Genomic DNA, 20,985 nt, shown 5'->3' on the forward strand with positions numbered 1-20,985 from the left:
CCGCCCGCTCAAAGAACTACCGTCGACTACTCGTCGGTCCACTTGATGGAGCAGCCGCGGGAGGGGCGCCACTCCTTTTCGACCGGCTCGCCCGCGAGGATGCTGTCGATGGCGTCGCGGACGTCGCCGCCGGGTCGCGTGGGCTCGTCGCTGGGGTTGAGCGCGTCGTCGAGGCGGCCGTGGTAGGCCACTTCGAAGCCGTCGTCGGTGTTCCGCAGGAGGAACGGGTCAGGGGTGCAGACCGCACCGTACGCGCGAGCGACCTCCTGGGATTCGTCGCGGAGGTAGGCGTCGTACTGGATTGTGCCCTCGTCCACTAACTCCTGCATGCGCTCGAAGGAGTCGTCGGGGTACTCCTCGGCGTCGTTGGGGTTGACGCCGACGACCGCGGCGTCGTCGTAGTCCGCCGCGATGTCGTTGAGCACGTCGAACTTCGCCTTCGCGTACGGACAGTGGTTGCAGGTGAACACCAACAGGACCGCGTCGTAGTCCGCGAAGTCGTCGAGGCTGTACGTTTCGCCGTCCGTTCCCTCCAACTGGAAGTCGGGGGCGGGGTCGCCGGCGTCCAGTTCCGTCTCGGATTCCATCTCGACCATACTCGAAATTACGGCGGCGAGCGGCAAAGTAGCCGGGGTTGCGGCACGCGCTCAGGCCGGCACGTAGCCGTCCGCGGTCGCTTCGAGCAGCCCCTCGCGGACGAGGTGGTCGAGGTGGGCGTACGCCTCGCCGGGGCCGTGGAGGACGTGGATGCCGGCCAGCGAGCCGAACAGTTCGGCGCTGACCTCCCACGCCGTCGCGGGCGCGAGGTCGGCGACGGCCTTCTCGACGCGCGCGGTGCGCTCCTCGTGGTGGCCCGCGATGTCGCGGGCGCGCTCGCTGGGTGCGATTATCGGGCCGCGGTGCCCGGGCCACGCGCGGTCCAGGTCGAGCGATTCGACGCGCTCCAGGCTGTCGAGGTACTTCGCGAGCGGTCGGTCGACGCGGACGTCCGCGCCGCCGACGTTCGGTGTGTACTTCGGGAGCACAGCGTCCCCGACGAACGCCTCGCGGCGCCCCTCACGCTCGACGAGGTACGCGACGAGGCCGGCGGCGTGCCCGGGGAGGTGGACGACCTTGGCCTCGAGGGGGCCGAGTGCCACAGTATCGCCGTCCGCGACTTCCGTCACGTCAACCGGTTCACCGCGGAGGCCGCGGTGCTCGGCGTTGAATGCGAGTAGCCCTTCTCGTTCCTCGTCGGGGAGCCCCCAGTCGTAGAGCGCGGCTTCTTGCGCGTCCTGAAGGTCGCTGCGGGCGTTCCCGCGTTGCGCGACGAGGGCCGCGTCGGCCTCGTGGACGAGAACAGTGGCGTCGCTCTCGTTCTGAATCGCGCCCGCGAGCCCCGCGTGGTCGTGGTGCCAGTGCGTGAGCAACACGCGGTCCACGTCCGCGAACGCGACGCCGCGCGCGTCAAGCGCGGCGCGCAGTTCGGCTTCCACCGCTGGCGTCGCGACGCCCGTGTCGACGAGCGTCGCCGGCGCGTCCGCGTCGCCGTCCCCGAGGAGGTAGACGCTGTTGTGTCCCTCGAAGGCGGCGTTCGACAACTGGATGTGGTGCACACCACACCGTACGCGGCACCCCGACAAATGCGTACCTGCTGGCTACCGGACGCGGTAGGACTCGGGGCCGACGAGGAACCGCCCGAGGTCCGCCTCGCGGTGGTAGTCCGTCGCCCGGAGGTCGCGGAGCGCGTCGACGTACGCGGCCTCGTCGTCGTCGGTCCACTCGTCGGGGTCGAGCGCGGGCACCACCAGCCAGCCGCTGCCGTGGAGTTCCTCGCCGTGGACGTCCGCGAGGTCGACCTCGTCGGCGACGATGGCGGTGTACGTTTCGAGGACGTGGCGGGTCGCGCGCTCCCCGACCGGCAACAGCACGTGGGCGGTGATGGCGCGAAGTTCCGCGTCGAAGAACGGCTCCATCTCCGTGTAGTCGCGCTCCGTTGGCTCGCCGTCGGGGACGCAGGCGTGGAGGTACGAGAGGAAGAGTTCGACCGGCTCGTCGTCGCTGTCGAGCAGCCCCGCGGCCGTCAGCGCGCGTCGGAAGCGCTCGGCACCTGGCGTCCCCGTGAACGGCACGCCGGTGTCGCCGCCGCCGTGGACGCCCGGGTGGTCGCCGACGACGTGGAAGTCCGCGTTCGCGTCGCCGTAGCCCGGGATGAACGAATCGCAGGGCGGCTGCATGCCGAACGGGTTGCTCGTGCGGTCCGTGACGTTCTGCACGACGCGCCGTAGGCGACTCCGGGACTTAAGCGCCGCGAGACTGGCCGTCGTTGCCGGGCGATGGCTCGTCGGGGGCTCGCTGGTCGCGTGCTGGCTGGTCGGCCACTTCGTCCACGACGAGCATCGCGGCCGCCGACGCGAGTAGCGCGGGGTACGCGATAATGGCGGCCATCACGACGATGGTCCCGAAGCCGCCCGCGGCGAGCACGGGCGAGACGAACAGCGAGACGACGGCGACGCCGACGGCGAACACCACGGAGAAGTAGAGGTAGTGGCCGCCGTCCAGCGCCAGCGCGACGCTCTCCGCGAGCGCGTCGACGACGTCGCGGTCGCGGGCGACCACGAGAAACGGCGCGCCCCAGAGCAGGTAGCCCGCGAGCAGCACGAGCGGGAAGCCCAGGAACGCCAGCAGGACGTTTCCGCCTGCGACGAGCAGGAACCCGAACGCGCCGACGGTCAGGAACTCGACGACGCGGACGCCGAGCACGGGCAGCGCGTACGACGAAACGTTCTCCGCGAAGTCCGGCTCGACGTCGTGGGCGGCGTCGTAGATGCCGCCGAGGTAGCCCGCCGTGAGCACCGCGTCCACGAGGAGGTAGACGGGGAGGACGCTCAGCGAGGTCGGCGTGACGAACGAGACGCCGGTCGTCGGCGGGTCGAAGACCGTCCACAGCGTCGGGACGGCGGTCGGGAGTGAGAACTTCACGGAGAAACTGAGCCCGCCACCGCTGGCGGCGGTCGCGGTGACGTTGTCGAACGCGAGCAGCGTCAGCAGTGCGGGGACGACCGCGTAGGGCGCGACGCGACCCGCGACGCGGGCCGCTCTGTCGAGGAGGGACTCGGGCATACCGACGGCATCGGCCGGCCCCGACAAACAATTTTCCTGTCTCCGTAGCCCCAGCAAGACGCCCACAGACATTTGCCGGCTCCGTCCGACGCTCCCGCCATGACTGCCGCCTGGGTGCTCGGCGACCAACTCTCCCGGGAGCGCGGCCCGCTCGCCGACGACCCCGACCGCGTCCTCTTCGTGGAAGCCAGCGACTTCGCGCGCCGGCGGCGCTACCACCCCCAGAAGCTCACGCTCGTGTTCGCCGCGATGCGAAACCTCGCGGACGACCTCCGCGCGGACGGCGTGGATGTCGTCTACGAGCGCGCGGACTCCTTCGGCGACGGCCTCGACGCGTACTTCGACGCTCACCCCGGCGACGAGTTGGTCGTCCAGCGGCCCGCGACCCACGGCGCCGCCGACCGCCTCCGCGAACTCGTCGACGCGCGCGGTGGCAGCCTGCGCGTCGCCGAGAACGAGCAGTTCCTCTGCTCGCCCGCGGCGTTCGACGAGTGGGTCGACGACCGCGACGGCGACGCCTACAGCCACGAGGCGTTCTACCGCTGGATGCGCCGCGAGACGGGCTACCTGACGACCGACGGCGACCCCGAGGGCGGCGCTTGGAACTACGACGACCAGAATCGCGAGACGCCGCCCGACGACTACGAGAGTCCGGCACTCCCCGACTTCGAGTACGGCGAGCACGTCCCCGAAGTCCGCGAGTGGGTCGCCGAGGAGGTCGACACGTGGGGCGACTCCGAGGGGTTCGGCTGGCCGGTGACCCGCGAGCACGCCGAGCGCGCGCTCGCCGACTTTCTCGAGAATCGTCTCGCCGACTTCGGCCCCTACGAGGACGCGATGTTCGCCGACGACTGGCACCTCGACCACAGCCTGCTGTCGGCGGCGCTGAACGTCGGCCTGCTCGGGCCGCGGGAAGTCGTGGAGGCCGCCATCTCGGAGTACCGCGAGCGCGACGACGTCCCGCTGAACTCCGTCGAGGGGTTCGTCCGCCAGATTGTCGGCTGGCGGGAGTTCGTGCGCCACGTCTACCGCCGCGAGATGCCCGCGCTGGCGGACGCGAACCAACTCGGCCAGTCCCGTGACCTGCCCCCGCTGTACTGGGACTCGGACGCGACCGAGATGGAGTGCGTGGGGTCCGCCATAGAGCGCGTCCACGACCGCGGCTACACCCACCACATCGAGCGGCTGATGGTGTTGTCGAACTTCGCGCTGCTGTACGGCGCCAGTCCGCAGGCGCTCAACGAGTGGTTCTACGGCGGGTTCGTGGACGCCTTCCACTGGGTCGTCACGCCGAACGTCGTCGGCATGGGGTCGTTCGGCACCGCGGCGTTCACGACGAAGCCGTACGCGGCGTCCGCGAACTACGTCGACCGCATGAGCGACTTCTGCGCGGGCTGCCAGTACGACCCCGACAGCACGACCGGCGCGAACGCCTGCCCGTTCAACAGCCTCTACTGGGACTTCCTCACCGAGCACGAGGACGCCCTTCGGGCGAACCACCGCATGGGACTCGTGTACGGCCACCTGGACGACAAGCGCGACGCCGGCGACCTCGCGGCGATTCGAGAGCGCGCCGACGACGTTCGCTCGCTCGCGGAGTCCGAGGACCTCTGAGCCGTCGCCGGGTTTGGCCACCGCGTTCATAGGCGGGGCGGCGCTCACGTCGACTATGGCAGGCATCAACCCGGACGCGCCGACGGATCCGCTCACCGACGTCCCCGAACACGTCGAGGGCGCGCGGCTCGTCGGCGTCGACGCGACGGGCGTCCCCATCTACTTCGACGAGGCGAACGAGCGGGCCTTCGAGGCCATCGAGCGCGACGGCGAGTGGGTTGTCGGCGAGGAGCGAACCCGCGGCGCGCTCGCGGACGTGGTCGACGACATCGGCACGCTCACGGGCTGGAAGGGGCTCTCGCCGTTCGGTCGCGGCGAGGAGTGAGCGGGCCGGGGCGGTCCCGCGGAGCCGATTACGATTACGTAAGGGGCTATCGTTAGGTAGCCTTAACTGGCGGTCACTCCTACTGGGAGCCATGAGCGAAAGCGAGCAGTTGCCCGCGTGGTGTCCCGGGGACGGCTGGTGTTCGATTACCGCGACGGCCTCTCTCGTCGGGAAGAAGTGGCACCCGGTCATCATCCACCGGCTGCTCACGCGCGGCCCGCTCGGCTTCAACGCCCTCCAGGAGGAAGTCGACGGCATCTCCAGCAAGGTGCTCTCCGAGAGCCTCGACGACCTCGAGGAGAAGCAGGTCGTCTCCCGGACCATCGTCAGCGAGAAGCCCGTCCGCGTCGAGTACGCGCTCACCGAACTCGGCGAGTCGCTGGAACCGGTCGTGACCGCGCTCGAGGACTGGGGGAACGAACACCTCGAACCGGTCGACGAAGAAGCGGCGTCGCTCGTCTGAGCGTCGCGAACCGGAGAAAACCTGTGGCTCCGAGCGTAGCGAAACGCGACGACCGGAGGAACCGGCTAGTCGAGAACGGCTTCCGCTTCCTGTTCGGCGTCCTCCTCGCTCTCGTCGATGGAGAGCCGGTAGAGGTTCTGCCGGGCGTCCGGGATGTAGATGTCCTTCTCCACGACGTCGGCGTCCTGGAGGCGGTCGAGGGCGTCCCGGACCGTGCGCTGGGACAGCCGGGAGTTCTCGACAATTTGCTTCTGCGTGAGTCCGCCGTTGTACTCCAGTACTTTCAGCACGAGCTTCGCACTCGGGGGTAGGTCCTGAACGAGTTCGTCGGTCGTCGTCATCTACTACACAGTGTGGACGCCACCCCCTTTAGCGCTCGGTAACGGAGGTGTGAGCCAGTTACCGTCGGGTAACCGCCCCCGTGTTCGTGGCGGGGAAACGCGACGCTATTCCGGGCGAGTATGCGGTACGGCGCGAGGTTGGCCGGGCCGCTACACGGTGTCCGCGTGGACGTCTTCGGTGTACGTGCGCTTCCAGCCGAGGACGTCCTGGACGGCGTCGCGGCCCACGTCCGTGATGCGGTAGTAGTTCGTCCGGGAGTCGCGTTCGCCCTTCTCGACGAGGCCGCGCTCGGCCAGCGAGTCGAGGTTCTGGTAGACGCGGGCGTGCAACACCTCCGAGCCGTAGTACGATTCGAGTTCCGACTGAATCTCCATGCCCTTCGGGTCGTCGAGCCCGCAGAGCACGCAGAGGATGTCCCGCTGGAAGCCCGTCGTCTCGTCTCGCTGTCCCATAGACGCCCCCACTCTTCGTAAAATTATAACTATTTCGCCGGGAAGTTAACTACAGTCAGTCGGCGAGCGCCGCTTCGTAGCCCGCGTATTCTACCGACTCCACGAGGTCCTCGACGTCGGCGTCGCCCTCGACGGTCGCGACGCCCTCCTCGCGGTCCGCGTTCGCCTCCTCGACGCCGTCCACGCCGGACAGCGCGTTCTCGACGATGTCCTCGCAGCCCTCACAGCCCATGCCTTCGACGGTGAGTGTCGTCGTCATGTCGACAGCACGTACACGACCCGCCGGCTAGGGTTTTTCGGCTTCCCGCGAGAGCGGCGGAAGAACCCTGGCGGCGTCTGCTACCGGCCGAACAGCTGGTAGTCCTCGTCCGGCGTGTACCGTCGGGAGACTACGTCTCCCGTGCTATACGCCGCCTCGCCTACCGGCCGAACAGCCGATAGTCCTCGTCTGGCGTATAGCGCCGGAACAGCAGGCTGTTCGTGAGCACGCTGACGCTGGAGATGGCCATCGCGACCGCCGCAAGCACCGGCTGGAGCAGCCCCAGCGACGCCAGCGGAATCATCGCGGTGTTGTAGCCCAGCGCCCAGAAGAGGTTCTGCTTGATCTTCGAGAGCGTCCCCTCGCTGACGCGGATGGCCTTCACGACGTCGTAGGGGTCGTCGCGCATCAGCGTGACGTCCGCGGCTTCGATGGCGACGTCCGTCCCGGAGCCGATGGCGACCCCGACGTACGCCGTCGCGAGTGCGGGCGCGTCGTTGACGCCGTCCCCGACCATCATCGCCTGCGTGCCGTCCGCCTGGATGTCGTCGACGGCATCGGCCTTCTCGTCGGGGAGCACGCCCGCGCGGACGTTCTCGGGGTCGACGCCGACCTGCTCGGCGACGGCACGCGCGGTGCGCTCGTTGTCGCCCGTGATGACGTGGACGTCGACGCCGCGCTCGCGGAGTTCGCTGACGGCGCGCGCGGAACTCTCCTTGACGGTGTCGGCGTCCGCGACGACGCCCGCGACGCGGCCGTTGACGGCGACCAGCATCGCGGTCTTCCCCTCGCGTTCGAGGCGCTCCATCTCGGCTTCCGCAGGCGCGACGTCGACGCCCGCGTCTTCGAGGTGTTTCCGGTTGCCGACGAGCACGTCGCGCCCGTCGACGGTCGCCTTCACGCCCTGTCCGGGGACGTTCTCGAAGTCCTCGGCGTCGCCGACGTCGACGCCGCGCTCGCGCGCACCCTCGACGATTGCCTGACCGAGCGGGTGCTCGCTGCCGGACTCGGCGGCTGCTGCCATCCGGAGGACGAACGACTCGTCGCCCGCCGCTCCGGATTCGGGTGCCGCGACTGCGCCGCCGTCCGGAGCCGCGTGCTCCTCGTCCGGGATAGCGACGACGTCGGTCAGTTCCATCTCGCCGGTGGTGAGCGTGCCCGTCTTGTCGAAGACGACCGTATCGACGTCGCGGACGCGCTCGAGGACGTCGCCGCCCTTGAACAGGACGCTATTCTGCGCGCCGATGCTCGTGCCGACCATCGTCGCCGCGGGCGTCGCGAGCCCGAGCGCACAGGGGCACGCGATGAGCACCGCCGACGCGAACACGACGACGCTGAACTCGAAGACGCCCACCGCCGCGGGACCGCCGACCACGACGCCCCACAGCGGGAGCGCGCCGACGACGCCCGTCAGCGCGTCGGGGAACGCGTACCAGACGACCGCCCAGAAGACGGCGTTGGCAATGACCGCGGGCACGAAGTACGCCGAGATGCGGTCGGCGACGTTCTGAATCTCGGGCTGGCGCGACTGGGCCTCCTTGACCGTCTGAACGATTTGCTGGATGGCCGTGTCCTCGCCGACCTTCGTCGCCTCCACGACGAGCACGCCGTTCTCGTTGACCGTGGAGCCGACCACCTCGTCGCCGGGCTCCTTCGAGACCGGGACGGACTCACCCGTGACCATCGACTCGTCGACCGCGGACTCGCCCTCGACGACCACGCCGTCGGTGGGAATCTTCTCGCCGGGCCGGACCTTCATCCGGTCGCCGACTTCGACGTCGGAGAGCGGGATTTCCTCTTCAGTACCGTCCTCGCGAACGACGGTCGCGGTGTCAGCCTCCATCTCCAGCAGCTTCCGGAGGGCGTCGCTGGCCTGGCTCTTCGAGCGCGCTTCGAGGTAATTCCCGAGCGTGATGAACACGAGGATGAGCGCGGCCGTGTCGAAGTACAGCCCCGCCTCCGGGAGGACACCGAGCAGCGCGACGACCGAGTAGCCGTACGCGGTCGTCGAGCCGAGCGCGATGAGCACGTCCATGTTCGCGGTCCGATTCTTCACGAGCGCCTTGTAGGAGTTCTCCAGGAACTCGCGGCCGAGCACGGCGTAGACCGGCGTCGCGAGCAGGAACTCCACCCAGCCGAAGCGCGCGCCGAAGACGGTCTCCGGGAGAATACCGCCGCCGAGGAGGTGGGTCTCCACGACGAAGAACAGCAGCGGCACGGACAGCAGCGCGCCGAACAGCGTGAGGTTGCGCTGGCGGCGGGTCTCCGCTTCGCGCGCCGCGTCCGCCGCGCTCCGGCTGTCCCCCGTGCTCTCGCCGCCCTCGCCGCTCTCCTCGCGGACGGGCGTGTAGCCCGCCTCCTCGATGGCGGCGTAGACGTCGTCGAAGTCCACCTCCGTGGGGTTGTAGCGGACGCTGACCTCGTCGGTGGCGTAGTTCGCGTCCACCGAGACGACCCCGGGCACGTCGCCGACAGCGTCCTCGATGGTCGTCGCGCAGTTCGCACACGACATGTCCGTCACCGAAATCGTCCGGTCGTCGTCGACGGGGTCGTAGCCGGCGTCCTCGATGGCCGCGTAGATGTCGGCCAGCGACACCTCGTCGGCGTCGTACTCGACGGTGCCGCCGTCCGTCGCGAAATTCACGTCGGCGTCGTGGACGCCGTCGAGGGACGTGACCGCGTCCGCCACGGTGGACGCGCAGTTCGCGCACGTCATCCCCGAGATGTCGATGTGGACTCGTCGCTCTGTCATTGGGAACTAGTACGGTCTAATCATTCAAGCGAGTTGTCCCTTCGGAAGCAAACTACGGAATCGGTCGAACCTTCGAATCCAAACCGGCTGGTCGGGTCTGGGCTGCGACTTACAGGTGGAGCACGGCGAACGCGGCGGCGAGCCCCACGAGCGCGACGAGGTTCAGGCCGACGGACTGCTTGTGGTAGCGCGCGAACGCGTCGGAGCCGGCGGCCTCCATCTTCGGAATCAACTGGTAGCGGGCGTAGAGGTTCGCGAGGAACGCCGCCACGACGCCGACGTCCGCAATCAGCGGCGGCTCGGCGACGTTGGCGACGGTCGGGCCGAGCGCCCACACGACGAGCACGACTGTGCCCATCCAGATGCCGAACGAGTAGTAGCGCGGGAAGACGACGTTGACCGCGTCGCCGGCGCGCTCCTCACCGAGTTCGTCGAACAGCGCGGGCGCGGCGACGAACGAGAAGAAGACGATGCTGCCGAGCCACACGCCGAGCGCGGCGTGCACGACGAGCGAGACGAGACTCATGTCCACCACCTCGGCGGCCACCCCTCTCAACGTTCGGGTTTTAAGTCCAGTGCACGGGTACCTCACAGCGATGTCGAGACAGGAGCGCCGCGTGCTCGCGTACGCCGGCCTCCTCGTGGCCGTCGCGGCGACGTACACCGTCGCGTTCAAGCACGGGATGGCGTTCTTCGAGGGCCGCGAGCTCACCTACGTCGAGTCCCTCCAATTCGTCGGGCAGACGTTCACCACCACTGGGTACGGCGAGTACGCACCGTGGACGTCGAACGTGATGCTGATTACGGTCGTCGTGATGCAGCTCAGCGGCGTCTTCCTCATTTTCCTGACGCTGCCGCTGTTCGTCGTGCCGTGGATGGAGGAGCGTCTGGAGGTCGAGCCGCCGCGCAGCGTCGACCTCGAGGACCACGTCGTCATCTGCGGGTTCGGGGCGCGCGACGAGACGCTCGCGGCGGAACTGGACGCGCAGGGCGTCGAGTACGTCGTCCTCACCGACGACCGCGACACCGCGCTCTCGCTGTACGAGGACGGCTGGCAGGCGGTCCACGGCGACCCGGAGACCGAGCGCGGCCTCGAACGCGTGAACGTCGCGGACGCCCGCACGGTCGTCCTCGACGAGAGCGACGAGCGCAACGCCACCATCGCGTTGACCGTCGGCGACCTCGCGCCCGACGTCCAGACGGTGTGTTTCGTGGAGGACCCGTCGCTTTCGGAGTACCTCCGGTACGCGGGCGCGGACCGCGTGCTCGGGCCGCGGGAGATTCTCGGTCGGAGTCTCGCGCGCAACGTCACGACCACCATCACGTCGCGGCTCGGGGACGCGGTCGAAATCGGCGAGGACTTCGAAGTCGTGGAGATGCCCGTCCAGTACGGTAGCGACCTCGACGGCGCCACGCTCCGCGACACCGACCTGCTCGAACCCGGCGGCGTGAACGCGGTCGGCGCGTGGTTCGCCGGCGAGTTCGTCGGCTCCCCGGGCCCCGACCGCGAACTCACGCGCAACACCGTGTTGCTGGTCGCCGGCCGCGAGGACGACCTCGAAGCCTTCGAGGAGCGCACGCTCGCGCCCACCGACGAGCAGGGCGACGAGCATGTCGTCGTCGCGGGGTACGGCGAGGTCGGGTCGACCGTCCGCGAGGTGCTCGACGAGGAGGACATCGACACGACGGTCGTGGACATCGAGGACCGCCCCGGCGTGGACGTCGTCGGGGACGCCACGGAGGGTGGGACGCTGCGCAGCGCGGGTATCGAGGACGCGACCGCGCTCGTGCTCGCGCTCGGTGACGACACGTCGACGGTGTTCGCCACGCTCGTCGCGCGCGAGGAGAGCGAGCGCGTGGAGATTCTCTGCCGGGCGAACGACACCGAGAGCGCCCGCAAACTGTACGCGGCGGGCGCGGACTACGTGTTGTCGCTGGCGACGGTCGCTGGTCGGATGCTCGCCCAGACCATCCTCGACGAGGACGTGATGGCCCTCGACAAGCAAATTGACGTCGTGCGCACCGAGGCACCGGCGCTCGTCGGCCAGACGCTCGCGGAGGCGGACGTCCGCGCTCGCACCGGGTGTACGGTGGTCGCGGTCCAGCGCAACGGCGACGTCGTCTCCCAGCCCGACGCCGACTTCCGGATTCCCGAGGGGGACGCGCTCGTCGTGGTCGGTGCAGACGCGGACGTCGCGCGGTTCAACGAGGTCGCGGGCGTGCACGCGGGCCCGCCGTGACCGCGCCCGCGAGAAACGTCCGGGAAGTGATAGCTCCCCAGCGAGCGCGCACGACCGGACGTGGGCGTACTGCCGCAGTAGGACGGCTATCCACCGTTGAAACCGGCGTAGGGCCCGCTATCCCGCACATACTTATGTGTCTCCGTGCAACTATCAGCAAGCGGAACAGGCCGAGGTGACGTCGGTTTCGCCCGTACAAATGACGTACAACGTCGACGGGGTGCTTCCCACCGGGCTCGTTTCGGGGTTCGACGACGGCACGAACCTCCTGTTGAGCGGCCCGGCGATGTCTGGTAAGCGCGAACTCCTCCTGTCGCTGCTGGCGCGCGGCGAGGCCGACGGCGACGGCTCCGTCATCGTGACCGCGCGCGACCCGGCGGAGGAGGTGGCCACCGAGTACGCTGACGCGGTCGGCGCGGAGCCCCGGTTCCTCCGCATCATCGACTGCGTCAGCGCGCAGAGCGGCAGCGCTACGAACGGCGACAACACCCACTACGTCTCCTCGCCGGGCGACCTGACCGGGATGGGCATCGAGTTCTCGGAAGTCGCACGCAGCGCCGGCGACGCGGGCGTCGACCGGCTCCGCGTGGGCTTCGACTCGCTTTCTCCCCTGTTGATGTACGTCGACCTCCAGCGGCTCTTCCGGTTCCTCCACGTGTTCACGAGCCAGATACAGTCACAGGGCTGGCTGGGCGTGTTCTCGGTCGACCCGGAGAGCCACGACGACCAGACCATCAACACCATCAGCCAGCTGTTCGACGGCGTCGTCGACGTCCGGCTGACCGACGACGGCGACCGCGAAGTCCGCGTCCGCGGCGTCACGGACGTACCGACCGAGTGGACCGTCGTGGAGTGACGGCCTAGAACTGGCGTTCGTGACGCGCGGCAGCGACCTCGACGACTGATTCCCTCTCCGGACTGTACGCGAGGTGCGTGGAGCACTCGCAGTCCGACGCGCCCAAGCCCGCAAGCGGCGTTCCAGCCTCGTTCAGCGCGCGTGCGGTCTCGCACTCGATTTCCTCGTTCTCGGTGACGTAGACTTCCCGGATGCGTGATTCGGGGTGCCCGAGCAGGTAGTCGACGTGCCAGTGGCGGGCGTCGGACTCGCCGCGTGCGAGCCGCTGGTGGCGTTCGACGCGCGTCAGTCCGCCAGCGCCGAACGCGCTGCCGGTGTACGCGTACCAGCCCGCGTCGAGGTCGTACGCGCCGCGCGCGCCGAATTCGACGGTCGCCGGCGCCGCGAGTTCCACGAGCAGCGTGTACGTGCCCGGTTGCATCCTCACTCGTGGCCCGAGGCGGGCACGGGCTCGTAGGGCTCTTCGAGGTAGTCGATGTCCGAGTCCGAGAGGTCGATGTCGAGGGCTTCGACGGCGTCCTCCAGGTGTTCGACGCTGGACGTGCCGACGATGGGCGCGTCCACGCGGTCCTTGTGGAACAGCCACGCGAGCGCGATTTGGGCCATCTTCACGTCCTTCTCGTCGGCGAGCTCCTGCACGCGCTCGTTGATTTCCGGGCCGCCGCCCTGCCGGTAGGGGTGCTCGTAGAGGCGCTTCTCGCTGGCACCGCGCTGGGTGGCTTTGACGTCCTCGTGGGGGCGCGTGAGGTAGCCCCGCGCCATCGGCGACCACGGCATCACGCCGATACCCTCCTTCTCGCAGAGCGGCAGCATCTCGCGCTCCTCCTCCCGGTAGACGAGGTTGTAGTGGTTCTGCATCGTCGCGAACTGCTCGTACCCCTCGCGCTCGCTGGTGTGTAGCGCGTCCGCGAACTGGTGGGCCCACTGCGAGGACGTCCCGATGTAGCGCGTCTTCCCGCGCCGCACGGCGTCCGTGAGCGCCGCCAGCGTCTCGTCGATGGGCGTGTTGTAGTCCCAGCGGTGGGTCTGGTAGAGGTCCACCGTCTCCATCCCGAGGCGGTCCAGCGAATTGTCTAACTCCTGCTCGATTGCCTTCCGGGAGAGCCCGCCCGAATTCGGGTCGTCCGGGTCCATCTGGAAGTACCCCTTCGTGGCGACGACCTGCGCGTCGCGGTCGTAGTCCGCGAGCACGTTCCCGAGCACGCGCTCGCTCTCGCCCTCGGAGTACATGTTCGCGGTGTCGAAGAAATTCACGCCCAACTCGATGGCGCGCTCGATGACGGGGCGCGCCTCTTCCTCGTCCAGCACCCACGGCCGCCAGTCCGAGGAGCCGAAACTCATGCAACCGAGACAGATTCGGGAGACCTCCAACCCAGTGTCGCCGAGTGTCGTGTACTCCATACGCGAGGTGTCGGCCGCGTCGCTCAAAGGCGTTCGCCCGGCGGAAGTCGCGAGTGGGAGCCTCAGAAGAGGCCGATGCCGACCGCGTACCCCCACTCCGTGCCGCTAATCGCGAGGAACGTTAGCGCCGCACCGAGCAGCTCGCCGTTCTTGATGAAGTCGGTCATCTCGCTCTGGGCTTGCTCCTCGGACGCCGCCCAGAAGTCGTGAATTGCGGGCGACGTGACGAGGAGGAACACCGCGACCATGCCCGCGCCGATGGTCGCGTACGCGCCGGCGAGGATGGAGAGGCCGCCGAGTATCAACATCACGCCGGACGCGACGACGCCGACGCGCGGCGCGGGCACGCCCTTCGCGTCCGCGTAGCCCGTGAGCTGGTCGACGTTCGTGAAGTGGTTGACCCCCTGGAACGCGATGAGGCCGCCGAACAGCACGCGGCCCACCAGCAGGAACGCCCCAGCCGTTCCGGTTATCGCCACGACCGCTCACCCCCTGTGTTGTGCGACATATTCGGGAGGAGGCCCGTCCGACTGAAACCGGTTGTAGCCGCGCGTGTCACCTGATTTCGGTCTGCAACCTGGATACGAGACGAAACCCCTCCTAGCCGTGAAGTAGCTCGGCGTCTTCCCGAATCCGCTCGTAGATGCTATCGGCCCACTCGATGGCGTGGCGCTCGTCGTTCTCGACGACGCCAGCGAGCCCGTGGTCGTCGAAGACGAGCGCGCAGACGACCGTGCGCTCGGGCTGCTCGGCGAGCACCAGTCCGTAGTCGAGCACCGTGGTCGCCTCTCGGAGCGTCAACCGACCGGTTCCGAGCGCCTCCTCGACGGCGTCGGCGTGCGACGAGACGAGTTCGTCCAGCGCCGCGGGCGCGACGGTGAGGTCGACCGGTGCCGCTCCGTCCACGATGCGGTCGCGGAATTGGGAGACGTTCTCGTCGAGGACGGCCGGCGCGAAGCCCCGAATCGCGGTCGCGTCCTCGACGACCGACTGGTACGCGACGTACGGGCGCTGTGGCGCGACGGGGTTCGACTGCACGACGTCAGCGCCGCGCAGCAGCGCGCCGTCGATTGTCGCGTCCGCCGGCAGCACGTCCAGCAGGTCGCCCGCGGTGTCGAGCGCGTCGAGGAGGTCCACGAAGTCGTCGTAGGCGTCGAGCGCGAGGCGCCCGCGGAGCGTGAGCGAGACGGCGTCGTCGCGGGCGACAAACCCGTGTGCTTCGAGCGTGCGCACCGCGCGGTCGACGGTCGACCGCGAGACCGACTGTGCCGCCGCGAGGTCCTGCTTCGCGCGTGGGCCGTCCCGGAGCGAGCGCAGCAGCTCCGCGCGCTGGGCGAGCAACGCGACGGCGTCGTCGGCTTCGGTCATCGTGTCACCGGACGAGTGTCAACTTCTGACTACGAGTATATAAATGACCGGCAGGATTATCACTCTTCTTCGGTTTCCGAGTGGGTGTGCAAGCGGTAACGTGAAGGCCTCCGCGTATCGACAGTTGGATGCTGGTGTACGAACACCGGCTGTGCCTCTGACATGCTCCACGCCGCCGGCAAATTGCCGGCGGCTACCGGAGCGCCGACAGAACATCTCGTAGCCACGGTTCCGTCTAGTACTCCCGATTCCGACCAGCTACGCGACCGACTCCACGAGTTCCGGCCGGTCGTTCGCCGGATTGTTGACCGCCTGCGACACCGGCCACGCCTGTAACTCGACGTCGCACGGTTCGAGGAGGTCGCTGGGGTCGTCCGCGGACAGCCACCGCTCGCCCGCCTCGGGGTCGAGCACGACCGCCATCCGGTGGTGGTAGTCCGCGAGGAAGTCGTTGGGTTCGGTCGTGACGACGGTGAACGACCGCACCGGCTCGACGTCTCGACTCGGGCCGCCGCTCCCGAACTCGCCGAGCCCGGTCTGTTTCTGCTCGGGCGTCCACGTCTCCCACAGCCCCGCCAGCAGGAGCGGCCGGCCGTCGGCCCGCGAGACGAAGTACGGCTGCTTGCCGTCGCCAGTCTCGGTCCACTCGTAGAACCCGTCCGCGGGTACCAGGCACCGCCGTTCCCGGTACGCCTCCGCGAACAGCCGGCGCTCGGTCAGCGTCTCCGCGCGAGCGTTGATTGGGTCGGGGCCGTCCTTCGGGCCCTCGGACCACGACGGCACGAGCCCCCAGCGCGCCGTCGAGAACGCCGTCGGGTCGTCGTCCAGGAGCACGGGCAACTCCTCGGAGGGCGCGGCGTTGTACGTCGCCTCGTAGTCGGCGTCGTCCAAGACGAACTCCGCGGCGAGGTCCTCCGGGTCGCTGAACAGCGCGTACCGGCCACACATACCCCGGGAGAAGGACTGGACGGTAAAAGTCAGTCCGGTAGCGCGGCTTCGAGGTCGTCGATGACCGACTGGTTCCCGACGAACGTCGGCACGCGCTCGTGGAGCGTCTCGGGCTCGACGTCGAGCAGCGACTGCGAGCCGTCGCTGGACGCGCCGCCGGCCTGTTCGACGACGAACGCGATGGGCATCGACTCGAAGTGCGCGCGCAGCTTTCCTTCGGGCCGGGACTGCAGGCCCGGATAGCCGAAGACGCCGCCGTACGTCAGGACCTGATTCACGTCCGCAATCATCGCGCCGCCGTACCGGAGCTTCAGCTCGTCCTCGACGTCGCGGACGAACGACTCGAAGTCGGCTGTCCAGTCCGGTACGCGCCCGCCGAACCCGTAGACGACCGGGTCGTCGGGGAGTTCGACGGGGCCGAGGTCCGTGCGCCCGTCGTCATCGACGAGATACTCGGTGACGTCGCCGTCGCGAGCGACCGTCATCGTCGTAATCGGGCCGTACAGCACGAACCCTGCGGCGACGAGGCTCTGCCCGGAGGCGGGAAGTTGCTCGTCGTAGACGCCGACGACCGTCCCGCAGGGGTTGTTCGACTTCACGTTCGAGGAGCCGTCCAGTGGGTCGACGGCGACCGCGTAGCCGTCGTCGGCGTCCCCGACGACTTCGAGGGCGTCGCGCTCCTCGCTGGCGTACCAATTCACGCCGTCGACGTCGGCGAACCGCTCGACCAGCAGGTCGTCGGCCCACAGGTCCGCCTCCAGTTGCACGTCCCCGGAGACGTTCTCGGTCGCCGCTTTCGCGCGGCGCTCGGGGAGGCCGTCGCGAATCTCGGGCGCGGCGTCGGCGACGACGTCGAAGACTGCCTCGACGACCATCAGATTCGGTCCAGGGCGTCGTCGACGCTCGTCTCCTCGTAGATGACCGCTTCGAGCGCGTCGAGGAACGGCTCGGGCTCCTCGCGCTGCCAGACGTTCCGCCCGACCGCCAGTCCCTTCGCGCCAGCGGCGATTGCGCCCTTGACGCTCTCGAGGAAGTCGCGGTCGCTGGTCTTCGACCCGCCGGACATCACGACGTCCGTCGGCCCCGCCATGTCGACGGCGTGCGACATCGCGTCCGTGCTCCCCGGGTACTTCACCTTCGCGACGTCAGCGCCGAGTTCCAGCGCCTGCCGCGCCGCGTACGCGATGGTGTCCGGCGACGTGTCGTTCTTGAGGCCCTGCCCGCGCGGGTACGACCACATCACGACCGGGAGGTCGTAGTCCCGGGCGGCCTCCTGAGCGCGCTGGAACTCCTCGGCCATCTCGATTTCGTTGTTCGAGCCGCCGTACAGCGTGAAGCCGATGGCTTCCGCGCCGAGTTCGGCGGCGTAGTCGACCGACCAATTCACCGCCGAGTCGGGTTCGCCCATCCAGAGGTTCGACGTGCCGTTGAGCTTCGCGAGCAGGTTCACGTCGTCCTCGTAGGAGGGGTAGTACGCCTCGGCGATGCCCTTCTGCACGGCCATCGCCGACACCGCGTCGTGGGTGGCGATGTCCCAGACGTTGCCGGGGTCCATCGTCTCGGGCACTTCCTCGAAGTCCACCGGGCCGTGTTCGAGCCCGTGGTCGTACGCGAGAATCAGTACCTTCCCGTCGCGCGAAATCGGAGAGTCCTCGAAGGGACGCATCAACTGCACGTGCGGCGAGGACGTATAAGTGTCTAACTGTCCGCGAGCCGCTCCGAGGCGCCGATCCTCTGCATATTTACTGCACTCCGAGTAACTACTGTTCGAGGTCGGCGGCGGCGCGCTTCCACGCCGCGACCTCGTCCTCGGCGATGCCGAGCGAGTCCGCGACGTGCTCGACGTGCGCGGTCGCGAGGCTCCGAACCGAGGTCACACCCGCTCGTGCCAACAGTTCCGCATCGTGGGCGTCGATTCCGTCGACGGCGGTCACGGGAGTGGGTGTCGACTGCTCGCGCCACTCGCGCTCGTCGCGCTCGGGCGACGCCTCGCCGTCGTCGCCGTTCGGCCACGACCGCTCGCGCCACGCGGCCTCGTCCTCGGTTTCGTCGACCCCGGAGTCCGCGCCGCCGCTCGGCGTGACGGGCTGCTTGCGCCACGCCGACTCCTCGGCGGTCGCGTCCCCGCTGCCGTCGGCGGACGCCTCGTCCTCGCCGTAGCTCGCAGCGACCCACTCGCGCTCCTCGTCGTGGAGGCCACGCACCTGCTCGGCGCGCCGGTCCAGGTCTTGCCCACCCTCGAACGACCACTGGAGAGAGTGCTCGCGGCGGATGCGGGCAGCGACCCCAGGATTGACGCCGAGTTCGACGAGTTCCGCGTGCGAGACCGCCTTCGACTCGAGGTCGCGGGCGTCCACGCCGGCGTCGACGAGGACGTCTGCGGTCGCTGGCCCAACGCACTTCAGCGACAGCAACGCGTCCCGCGTGTCCTCGTCTGCCACAGTTGACGGGACGAAGCCCCCGAAGGTGCTTGAGTGTTTCCACGTTCCGGCATCCTTAGGTGTCAGCCAGTCGCAGTCGCGGCTATGCGAGACCTCCAAGACATCGAGACGGTCGGCGTCGTCGGCGCTGGCACGATGGGCGCGGGCATCGCGCAGGTCGCCGCGACCGCCGGCTACGACGTCGTGATGCGGGACATCGAGACGGAGTTCGTCGAGCAGGGCTTCGACCGCATCGAGGAATCCCTGGACCGCCTCGTGGAGAAGGGCGAGGTCGACGCCGACGAGCGCGGCGACATCCGCGACCGCATCACGGGGACGACCGACCTCGAAGACTTCTCGGAGTCGGACCTCGTCGTGGAAGCGGCCGTCGAGAACATGGACATCAAGCGGGACATCTTCGCGGAGCTGGACGACGAAGTCCCCGACGACGTGCCGCTGGCGACGAACACGTCGACGCTCTCGATTACGACCATCGCGGCCGCGACCCAGCGCGAGGACCGCATCGTCGGCCTCCACTTCATGAACCCAGTCCCCATCATGACCGGCGTGGAGGTCGTCGTCGGCGAGAAGACCAGTGAGGAGGTCGTCGACCTCGCCCACGGCTTCGCCGAAGCGCTCGGCAAGGAGACGTGGGAGTCCGACGACAAGCCCGGATTCGTGACGAACCGCATCCTGATGCCGTGGATAAACGAGGGCATCCGCGCGTTCGACGAGGGCGTCGCCACGAAGGAGGACATCGACAAGGGGATGAAACTCGGTACGAACGCCCCGATGGGCCCCCTCGAATTGGCAGACCACATCGGCCTCGACATCTGTTACGACGCCAGCGAGACGCTCCACGAGGAGCTCGGCGACCGATACAAGCCCGCCTACCTCCTCAAGCGCAAGGTCGACGCCGGCGACCTCGGCAAGAAGACCGGGAGGGGGTTCTACGACTACGACGAGGAGTTGTAAGCGGACCCGAACCGTCGGATAAGGGCTTGCAGGCGGCGAACTGTGCCGGTGTGTGCTGCCGCCGTTCCACGTCCGAGCACACCGGGCGGCCGTCAGGTCACGCGCCGGGTTGGTCCCGGCTTCCTACTTGAACCTACGTAGCCGTCGAGATAGCATCCGCGAGCGCCGTATGGCGCGAGCGGTTCACTCGCGGCGAAGCCGCGAGGCCGACGAGCGACCGGAGGGAGCGAGGAGTGCTTTTTCCGCAAGTTCTGCCAGCGAGCGGCCGCAGGCCGCTCGCACAGCAAAAAGTGCGTTTAGAAGCTACTCTTCAGTTTCTCGAAGAAGCCCTGGTCGACGTCGATTTCTTCGCCGCCGGCTTCCGCGAACTGCTCGAGGGCTTCGCGCTGTTCGTCGTTGAGGGACTCCGGCGTGACGACCTGCACAGTGACGTAGAGGTCACCGCTGCCGCGGCCGCGTAGTCGGGGCATCCCCTTGCCTTTGAGGCGGAAGGTCTCGCCGCTCTGGGTGCCGGCGTCGAGGTCGAAGGTTGCGCCGCCGTCGAGCGTGGGGACTTCGATTTCGTCGCCGAAGACGGCCTGGGGGAACGAGACGGCGTGGCGGTGGTGGAGGTCGTTGCCGTCGCGCTCGAAGTCTGGGTGGTCTTCGACGGCGACTTCGACGAGCAGGTCGCCGTTGCGCGCGCCGCGGTCGCCGGGCGCGCCTTCGCCGTCCATGCGGAGCGTCTGCCCGGAACGGATGCCGGCGGGCACGTCCACCGTGAGCGTCGCCTGTTCGCGGACCTGGCCTTGCCCGCTGCAGGTCGAACACGTCTCGGAGGCGAGTTCGCCGTCGCCGCCGCAGCGCGAACACTCCTGAGTCTGCTGGACGCGGCCGAGCGGCGTCTGCCGGACCTGCGTCACCTGGCCTTGGCCGTCGCACTGCGGGCACGTCCGCACGTCGGCGTCCTCGGGGTAGCCCGCGCCGTCACAGTCGGGACAGGCTTCGGGCCGTCGGACCGTGACCTGCTTCTGGACGCCCTCGTAGGCTTCTTCGAGCGAGATAGTGAGGCGGGTGCGGAGGTCGCGACCGGGCTGAGGGCCGCCCTGCTGGCCGCGGCCGCCACCGCCGAAGAACTGGTCGAAGATGTCGCCCATGCCGCCGGCGCCACCGCCGCCAGCGCCGCCGAACGGGCCGCCGCCCATGCCGCCCGCGCCGCCACCGGCGCCGCCGCGCTTCTCGGCTTCCGTGAAGCGCTCGTGGCCGAGCTGGTCGTAGCGCTGGCGCTTCTCCTCGTCGGTGAGGACGTCCTTGGCCGTCTGTATCTTGTTGAACTTCTCTTCGGCGTCGGGGTCGTCGTTGACGTCCGGGTGGTACTCCGAGACCTTCTCGCGGTACGCCCGCTTGATTTCCTCCTCGGAGGCGTCCCGTGAGACGCCGAGAGCTTCGTAGAAGTCCTCGCTCATCAGTTGTGCGTACGTATCCGATT

24 protein-coding genes are annotated in these 20,985 nt (G+C 68.7%); 6 read left to right on the forward strand and 18 right to left on the reverse strand.

Going from position 1 to position 20,985, the window contains the following annotated elements; genetic code table 11:
• Positions 1-26: 26 nt before the first annotated feature.
• Genes LPA46_RS03820 through LPA46_RS03835 form a run of 4 tightly spaced genes read right to left on the reverse strand, consistent with a single transcriptional unit; the run spans position 27 to position 3,102 of the window.
• Positions 27-596, reverse strand: coding sequence for a thioredoxin family protein (locus LPA46_RS03820; RefSeq protein ID WP_230891456.1), 570 nt, complete (start codon positions 594-596; stop codon positions 27-29).
• 51 nt (positions 597-647) lie between these two features.
• Positions 648-1,595 (reverse strand): MBL fold metallo-hydrolase, encoded by a 948-nt coding sequence (locus tag LPA46_RS03825; protein WP_230891457.1) that lies wholly within the window; start codon positions 1,593-1,595, stop codon positions 648-650.
• 42 nt (positions 1,596-1,637) lie between these two features.
• Positions 1,638-2,255, reverse strand: coding sequence for a uracil-DNA glycosylase family protein (locus LPA46_RS03830; RefSeq protein ID WP_230891458.1), 618 nt, complete (start codon positions 2,253-2,255; stop codon positions 1,638-1,640).
• Positions 2,256-2,280: 25 nt separating this feature from the next.
• Complete coding sequence (locus LPA46_RS03835; protein WP_230891459.1) at positions 2,281-3,102, reverse strand: hypothetical protein; 822 nt, start codon at positions 3,100-3,102, stop codon at positions 2,281-2,283.
• A 99-nt stretch (positions 3,103-3,201) separates the two neighbouring features.
• Here LPA46_RS03835 and LPA46_RS03840 point away from each other — a divergent pair, with 99 nt between their 5' ends.
• The 3 genes from LPA46_RS03840 to LPA46_RS03850 all read left to right on the forward strand — a co-directional run bounded on the left by LPA46_RS03840 (position 3,202) and on the right by LPA46_RS03850 (position 5,504).
• On the forward strand, positions 3,202-4,716 hold the full coding sequence (locus tag LPA46_RS03840; protein ID WP_230891460.1) for a cryptochrome/photolyase family protein: 1,515 nt from the start codon (positions 3,202-3,204) through the stop codon (positions 4,714-4,716).
• A 55-nt stretch (positions 4,717-4,771) separates the two neighbouring features.
• Positions 4,772-5,041: a hypothetical protein gene (locus LPA46_RS03845; RefSeq protein WP_230891461.1), complete on the forward strand. Its 270-nt coding sequence runs from the start codon at positions 4,772-4,774 to the stop codon at positions 5,039-5,041.
• A 91-nt stretch (positions 5,042-5,132) separates the two neighbouring features.
• The gene (locus LPA46_RS03850) at positions 5,133-5,504 is read left to right on the forward strand and encodes a winged helix-turn-helix transcriptional regulator (RefSeq protein ID WP_058982169.1); all 372 of its coding nucleotides are present in this window, start codon (positions 5,133-5,135) and stop codon (positions 5,502-5,504) included.
• A 65-nt stretch (positions 5,505-5,569) separates the two neighbouring features.
• Here the strand turns inward: LPA46_RS03850 and LPA46_RS03855 are convergent, their stop codons facing one another.
• The 5 genes from LPA46_RS03855 to LPA46_RS03875 all read right to left on the reverse strand — a co-directional run bounded on the left by LPA46_RS03855 (position 5,570) and on the right by LPA46_RS03875 (position 9,835).
• Positions 5,570-5,845, reverse strand: a complete 276-nt coding sequence (locus LPA46_RS03855; protein WP_230891462.1) for a MarR family transcriptional regulator — start codon at positions 5,843-5,845, stop codon at positions 5,570-5,572.
• Positions 5,846-5,995: 150 nt separating this feature from the next.
• The gene (locus LPA46_RS03860; protein ID WP_230891463.1) at positions 5,996-6,298 is read right to left on the reverse strand and encodes a PadR family transcriptional regulator; all 303 of its coding nucleotides are present in this window, start codon (positions 6,296-6,298) and stop codon (positions 5,996-5,998) included.
• A 55-nt stretch (positions 6,299-6,353) separates the two neighbouring features.
• The gene (locus tag LPA46_RS03865) at positions 6,354-6,557 is read right to left on the reverse strand and encodes a heavy-metal-associated domain-containing protein (protein WP_230891464.1); all 204 of its coding nucleotides are present in this window, start codon (positions 6,555-6,557) and stop codon (positions 6,354-6,356) included.
• Between the two features lie 160 nt (positions 6,558-6,717).
• Entirely contained in the window at positions 6,718-9,309 is a 2,592-nt protein-coding gene (locus LPA46_RS03870; protein ID WP_230891465.1) for a heavy metal translocating P-type ATPase, read from the reverse strand.
• A gap of 109 nt (positions 9,310-9,418) precedes the next feature.
• Complete coding sequence (locus LPA46_RS03875; RefSeq protein WP_230891466.1) at positions 9,419-9,835, reverse strand: DUF4149 domain-containing protein; 417 nt, start codon at positions 9,833-9,835, stop codon at positions 9,419-9,421.
• A gap of 70 nt (positions 9,836-9,905) precedes the next feature.
• Between LPA46_RS03875 and LPA46_RS03880 the strand changes: the two genes are divergently transcribed.
• Positions 9,906-11,549: a potassium channel family protein gene (locus LPA46_RS03880; RefSeq protein WP_230891467.1), complete on the forward strand. Its 1,644-nt coding sequence runs from the start codon at positions 9,906-9,908 to the stop codon at positions 11,547-11,549.
• A 199-nt stretch (positions 11,550-11,748) separates the two neighbouring features.
• Positions 11,749-12,405, forward strand: a complete 657-nt coding sequence (locus tag LPA46_RS03885) for an RAD55 family ATPase (protein ID WP_230891468.1) — start codon at positions 11,749-11,751, stop codon at positions 12,403-12,405.
• Positions 12,406-12,409: 4 nt separating this feature from the next.
• Here the strand turns inward: LPA46_RS03885 and LPA46_RS03890 are convergent, their stop codons facing one another.
• The 8 genes from LPA46_RS03890 to LPA46_RS03925 all read right to left on the reverse strand — a co-directional run bounded on the left by LPA46_RS03890 (position 12,410) and on the right by LPA46_RS03925 (position 18,563).
• Positions 12,410-12,826 carry a GIY-YIG nuclease family protein gene (locus LPA46_RS03890; protein WP_230891469.1) on the reverse strand — a complete coding sequence of 139 codons (417 nt, stop codon included), beginning with the start codon at positions 12,824-12,826 and terminating at the stop codon, positions 12,410-12,412.
• 2 nt (positions 12,827-12,828) lie between these two features.
• A complete protein-coding gene (locus tag LPA46_RS03895; RefSeq protein ID WP_230891470.1) occupies positions 12,829-13,806 on the reverse strand; it encodes an aldo/keto reductase in 978 nt (325 codons plus the stop codon).
• A 62-nt stretch (positions 13,807-13,868) separates the two neighbouring features.
• The gene (locus tag LPA46_RS03900; protein WP_230891471.1) at positions 13,869-14,285 is read right to left on the reverse strand and encodes a DoxX family protein; all 417 of its coding nucleotides are present in this window, start codon (positions 14,283-14,285) and stop codon (positions 13,869-13,871) included.
• Positions 14,286-14,406: 121 nt separating this feature from the next.
• Complete coding sequence (locus LPA46_RS03905; protein ID WP_230891472.1) at positions 14,407-15,174, reverse strand: helix-turn-helix transcriptional regulator; 768 nt, start codon at positions 15,172-15,174, stop codon at positions 14,407-14,409.
• Between the two features lie 258 nt (positions 15,175-15,432).
• Positions 15,433-16,122: an SOS response-associated peptidase gene (locus LPA46_RS03910; protein WP_230891473.1), complete on the reverse strand. Its 690-nt coding sequence runs from the start codon at positions 16,120-16,122 to the stop codon at positions 15,433-15,435.
• A 29-nt stretch (positions 16,123-16,151) separates the two neighbouring features.
• Positions 16,152-16,997, reverse strand: a complete 846-nt coding sequence (locus LPA46_RS03915) for a class 1 fructose-bisphosphatase (RefSeq protein WP_230891474.1) — start codon at positions 16,995-16,997, stop codon at positions 16,152-16,154.
• Positions 16,997-17,788, reverse strand: a complete 792-nt coding sequence (locus LPA46_RS03920) for a class I fructose-bisphosphate aldolase (protein ID WP_230891475.1) — start codon at positions 17,786-17,788, stop codon at positions 16,997-16,999. Before LPA46_RS03920 ends, LPA46_RS03915 begins: the two co-directional genes overlap by 1 nt.
• 94 nt (positions 17,789-17,882) lie before the next feature.
• Positions 17,883-18,563 carry a DUF4332 domain-containing protein gene (locus LPA46_RS03925; protein ID WP_230891476.1) on the reverse strand — a complete coding sequence of 227 codons (681 nt, stop codon included), beginning with the start codon at positions 18,561-18,563 and terminating at the stop codon, positions 17,883-17,885.
• An 84-nt stretch (positions 18,564-18,647) separates the two neighbouring features.
• Between LPA46_RS03925 and LPA46_RS03930 the strand changes: the two genes are divergently transcribed.
• Positions 18,648-19,517, forward strand: a complete 870-nt coding sequence (locus tag LPA46_RS03930; RefSeq protein WP_230891477.1) for a 3-hydroxyacyl-CoA dehydrogenase family protein — start codon at positions 18,648-18,650, stop codon at positions 19,515-19,517.
• 296 nt (positions 19,518-19,813) lie between these two features.
• Here LPA46_RS03930 and dnaJ read toward each other — a convergent pair whose 3' ends face one another.
• A complete protein-coding gene (gene dnaJ, locus LPA46_RS03935; RefSeq protein WP_230891478.1) occupies positions 19,814-20,962 on the reverse strand; it encodes a molecular chaperone DnaJ in 1,149 nt (382 codons plus the stop codon).
• Positions 20,963-20,985 lie beyond the last annotated feature (23 nt).

The organism is Halobacterium sp. KA-6, assembly GCF_021029015.1.
Classification (GTDB): Archaea; Halobacteriota; Halobacteria; order Halobacteriales; family Halobacteriaceae; genus Halobacterium.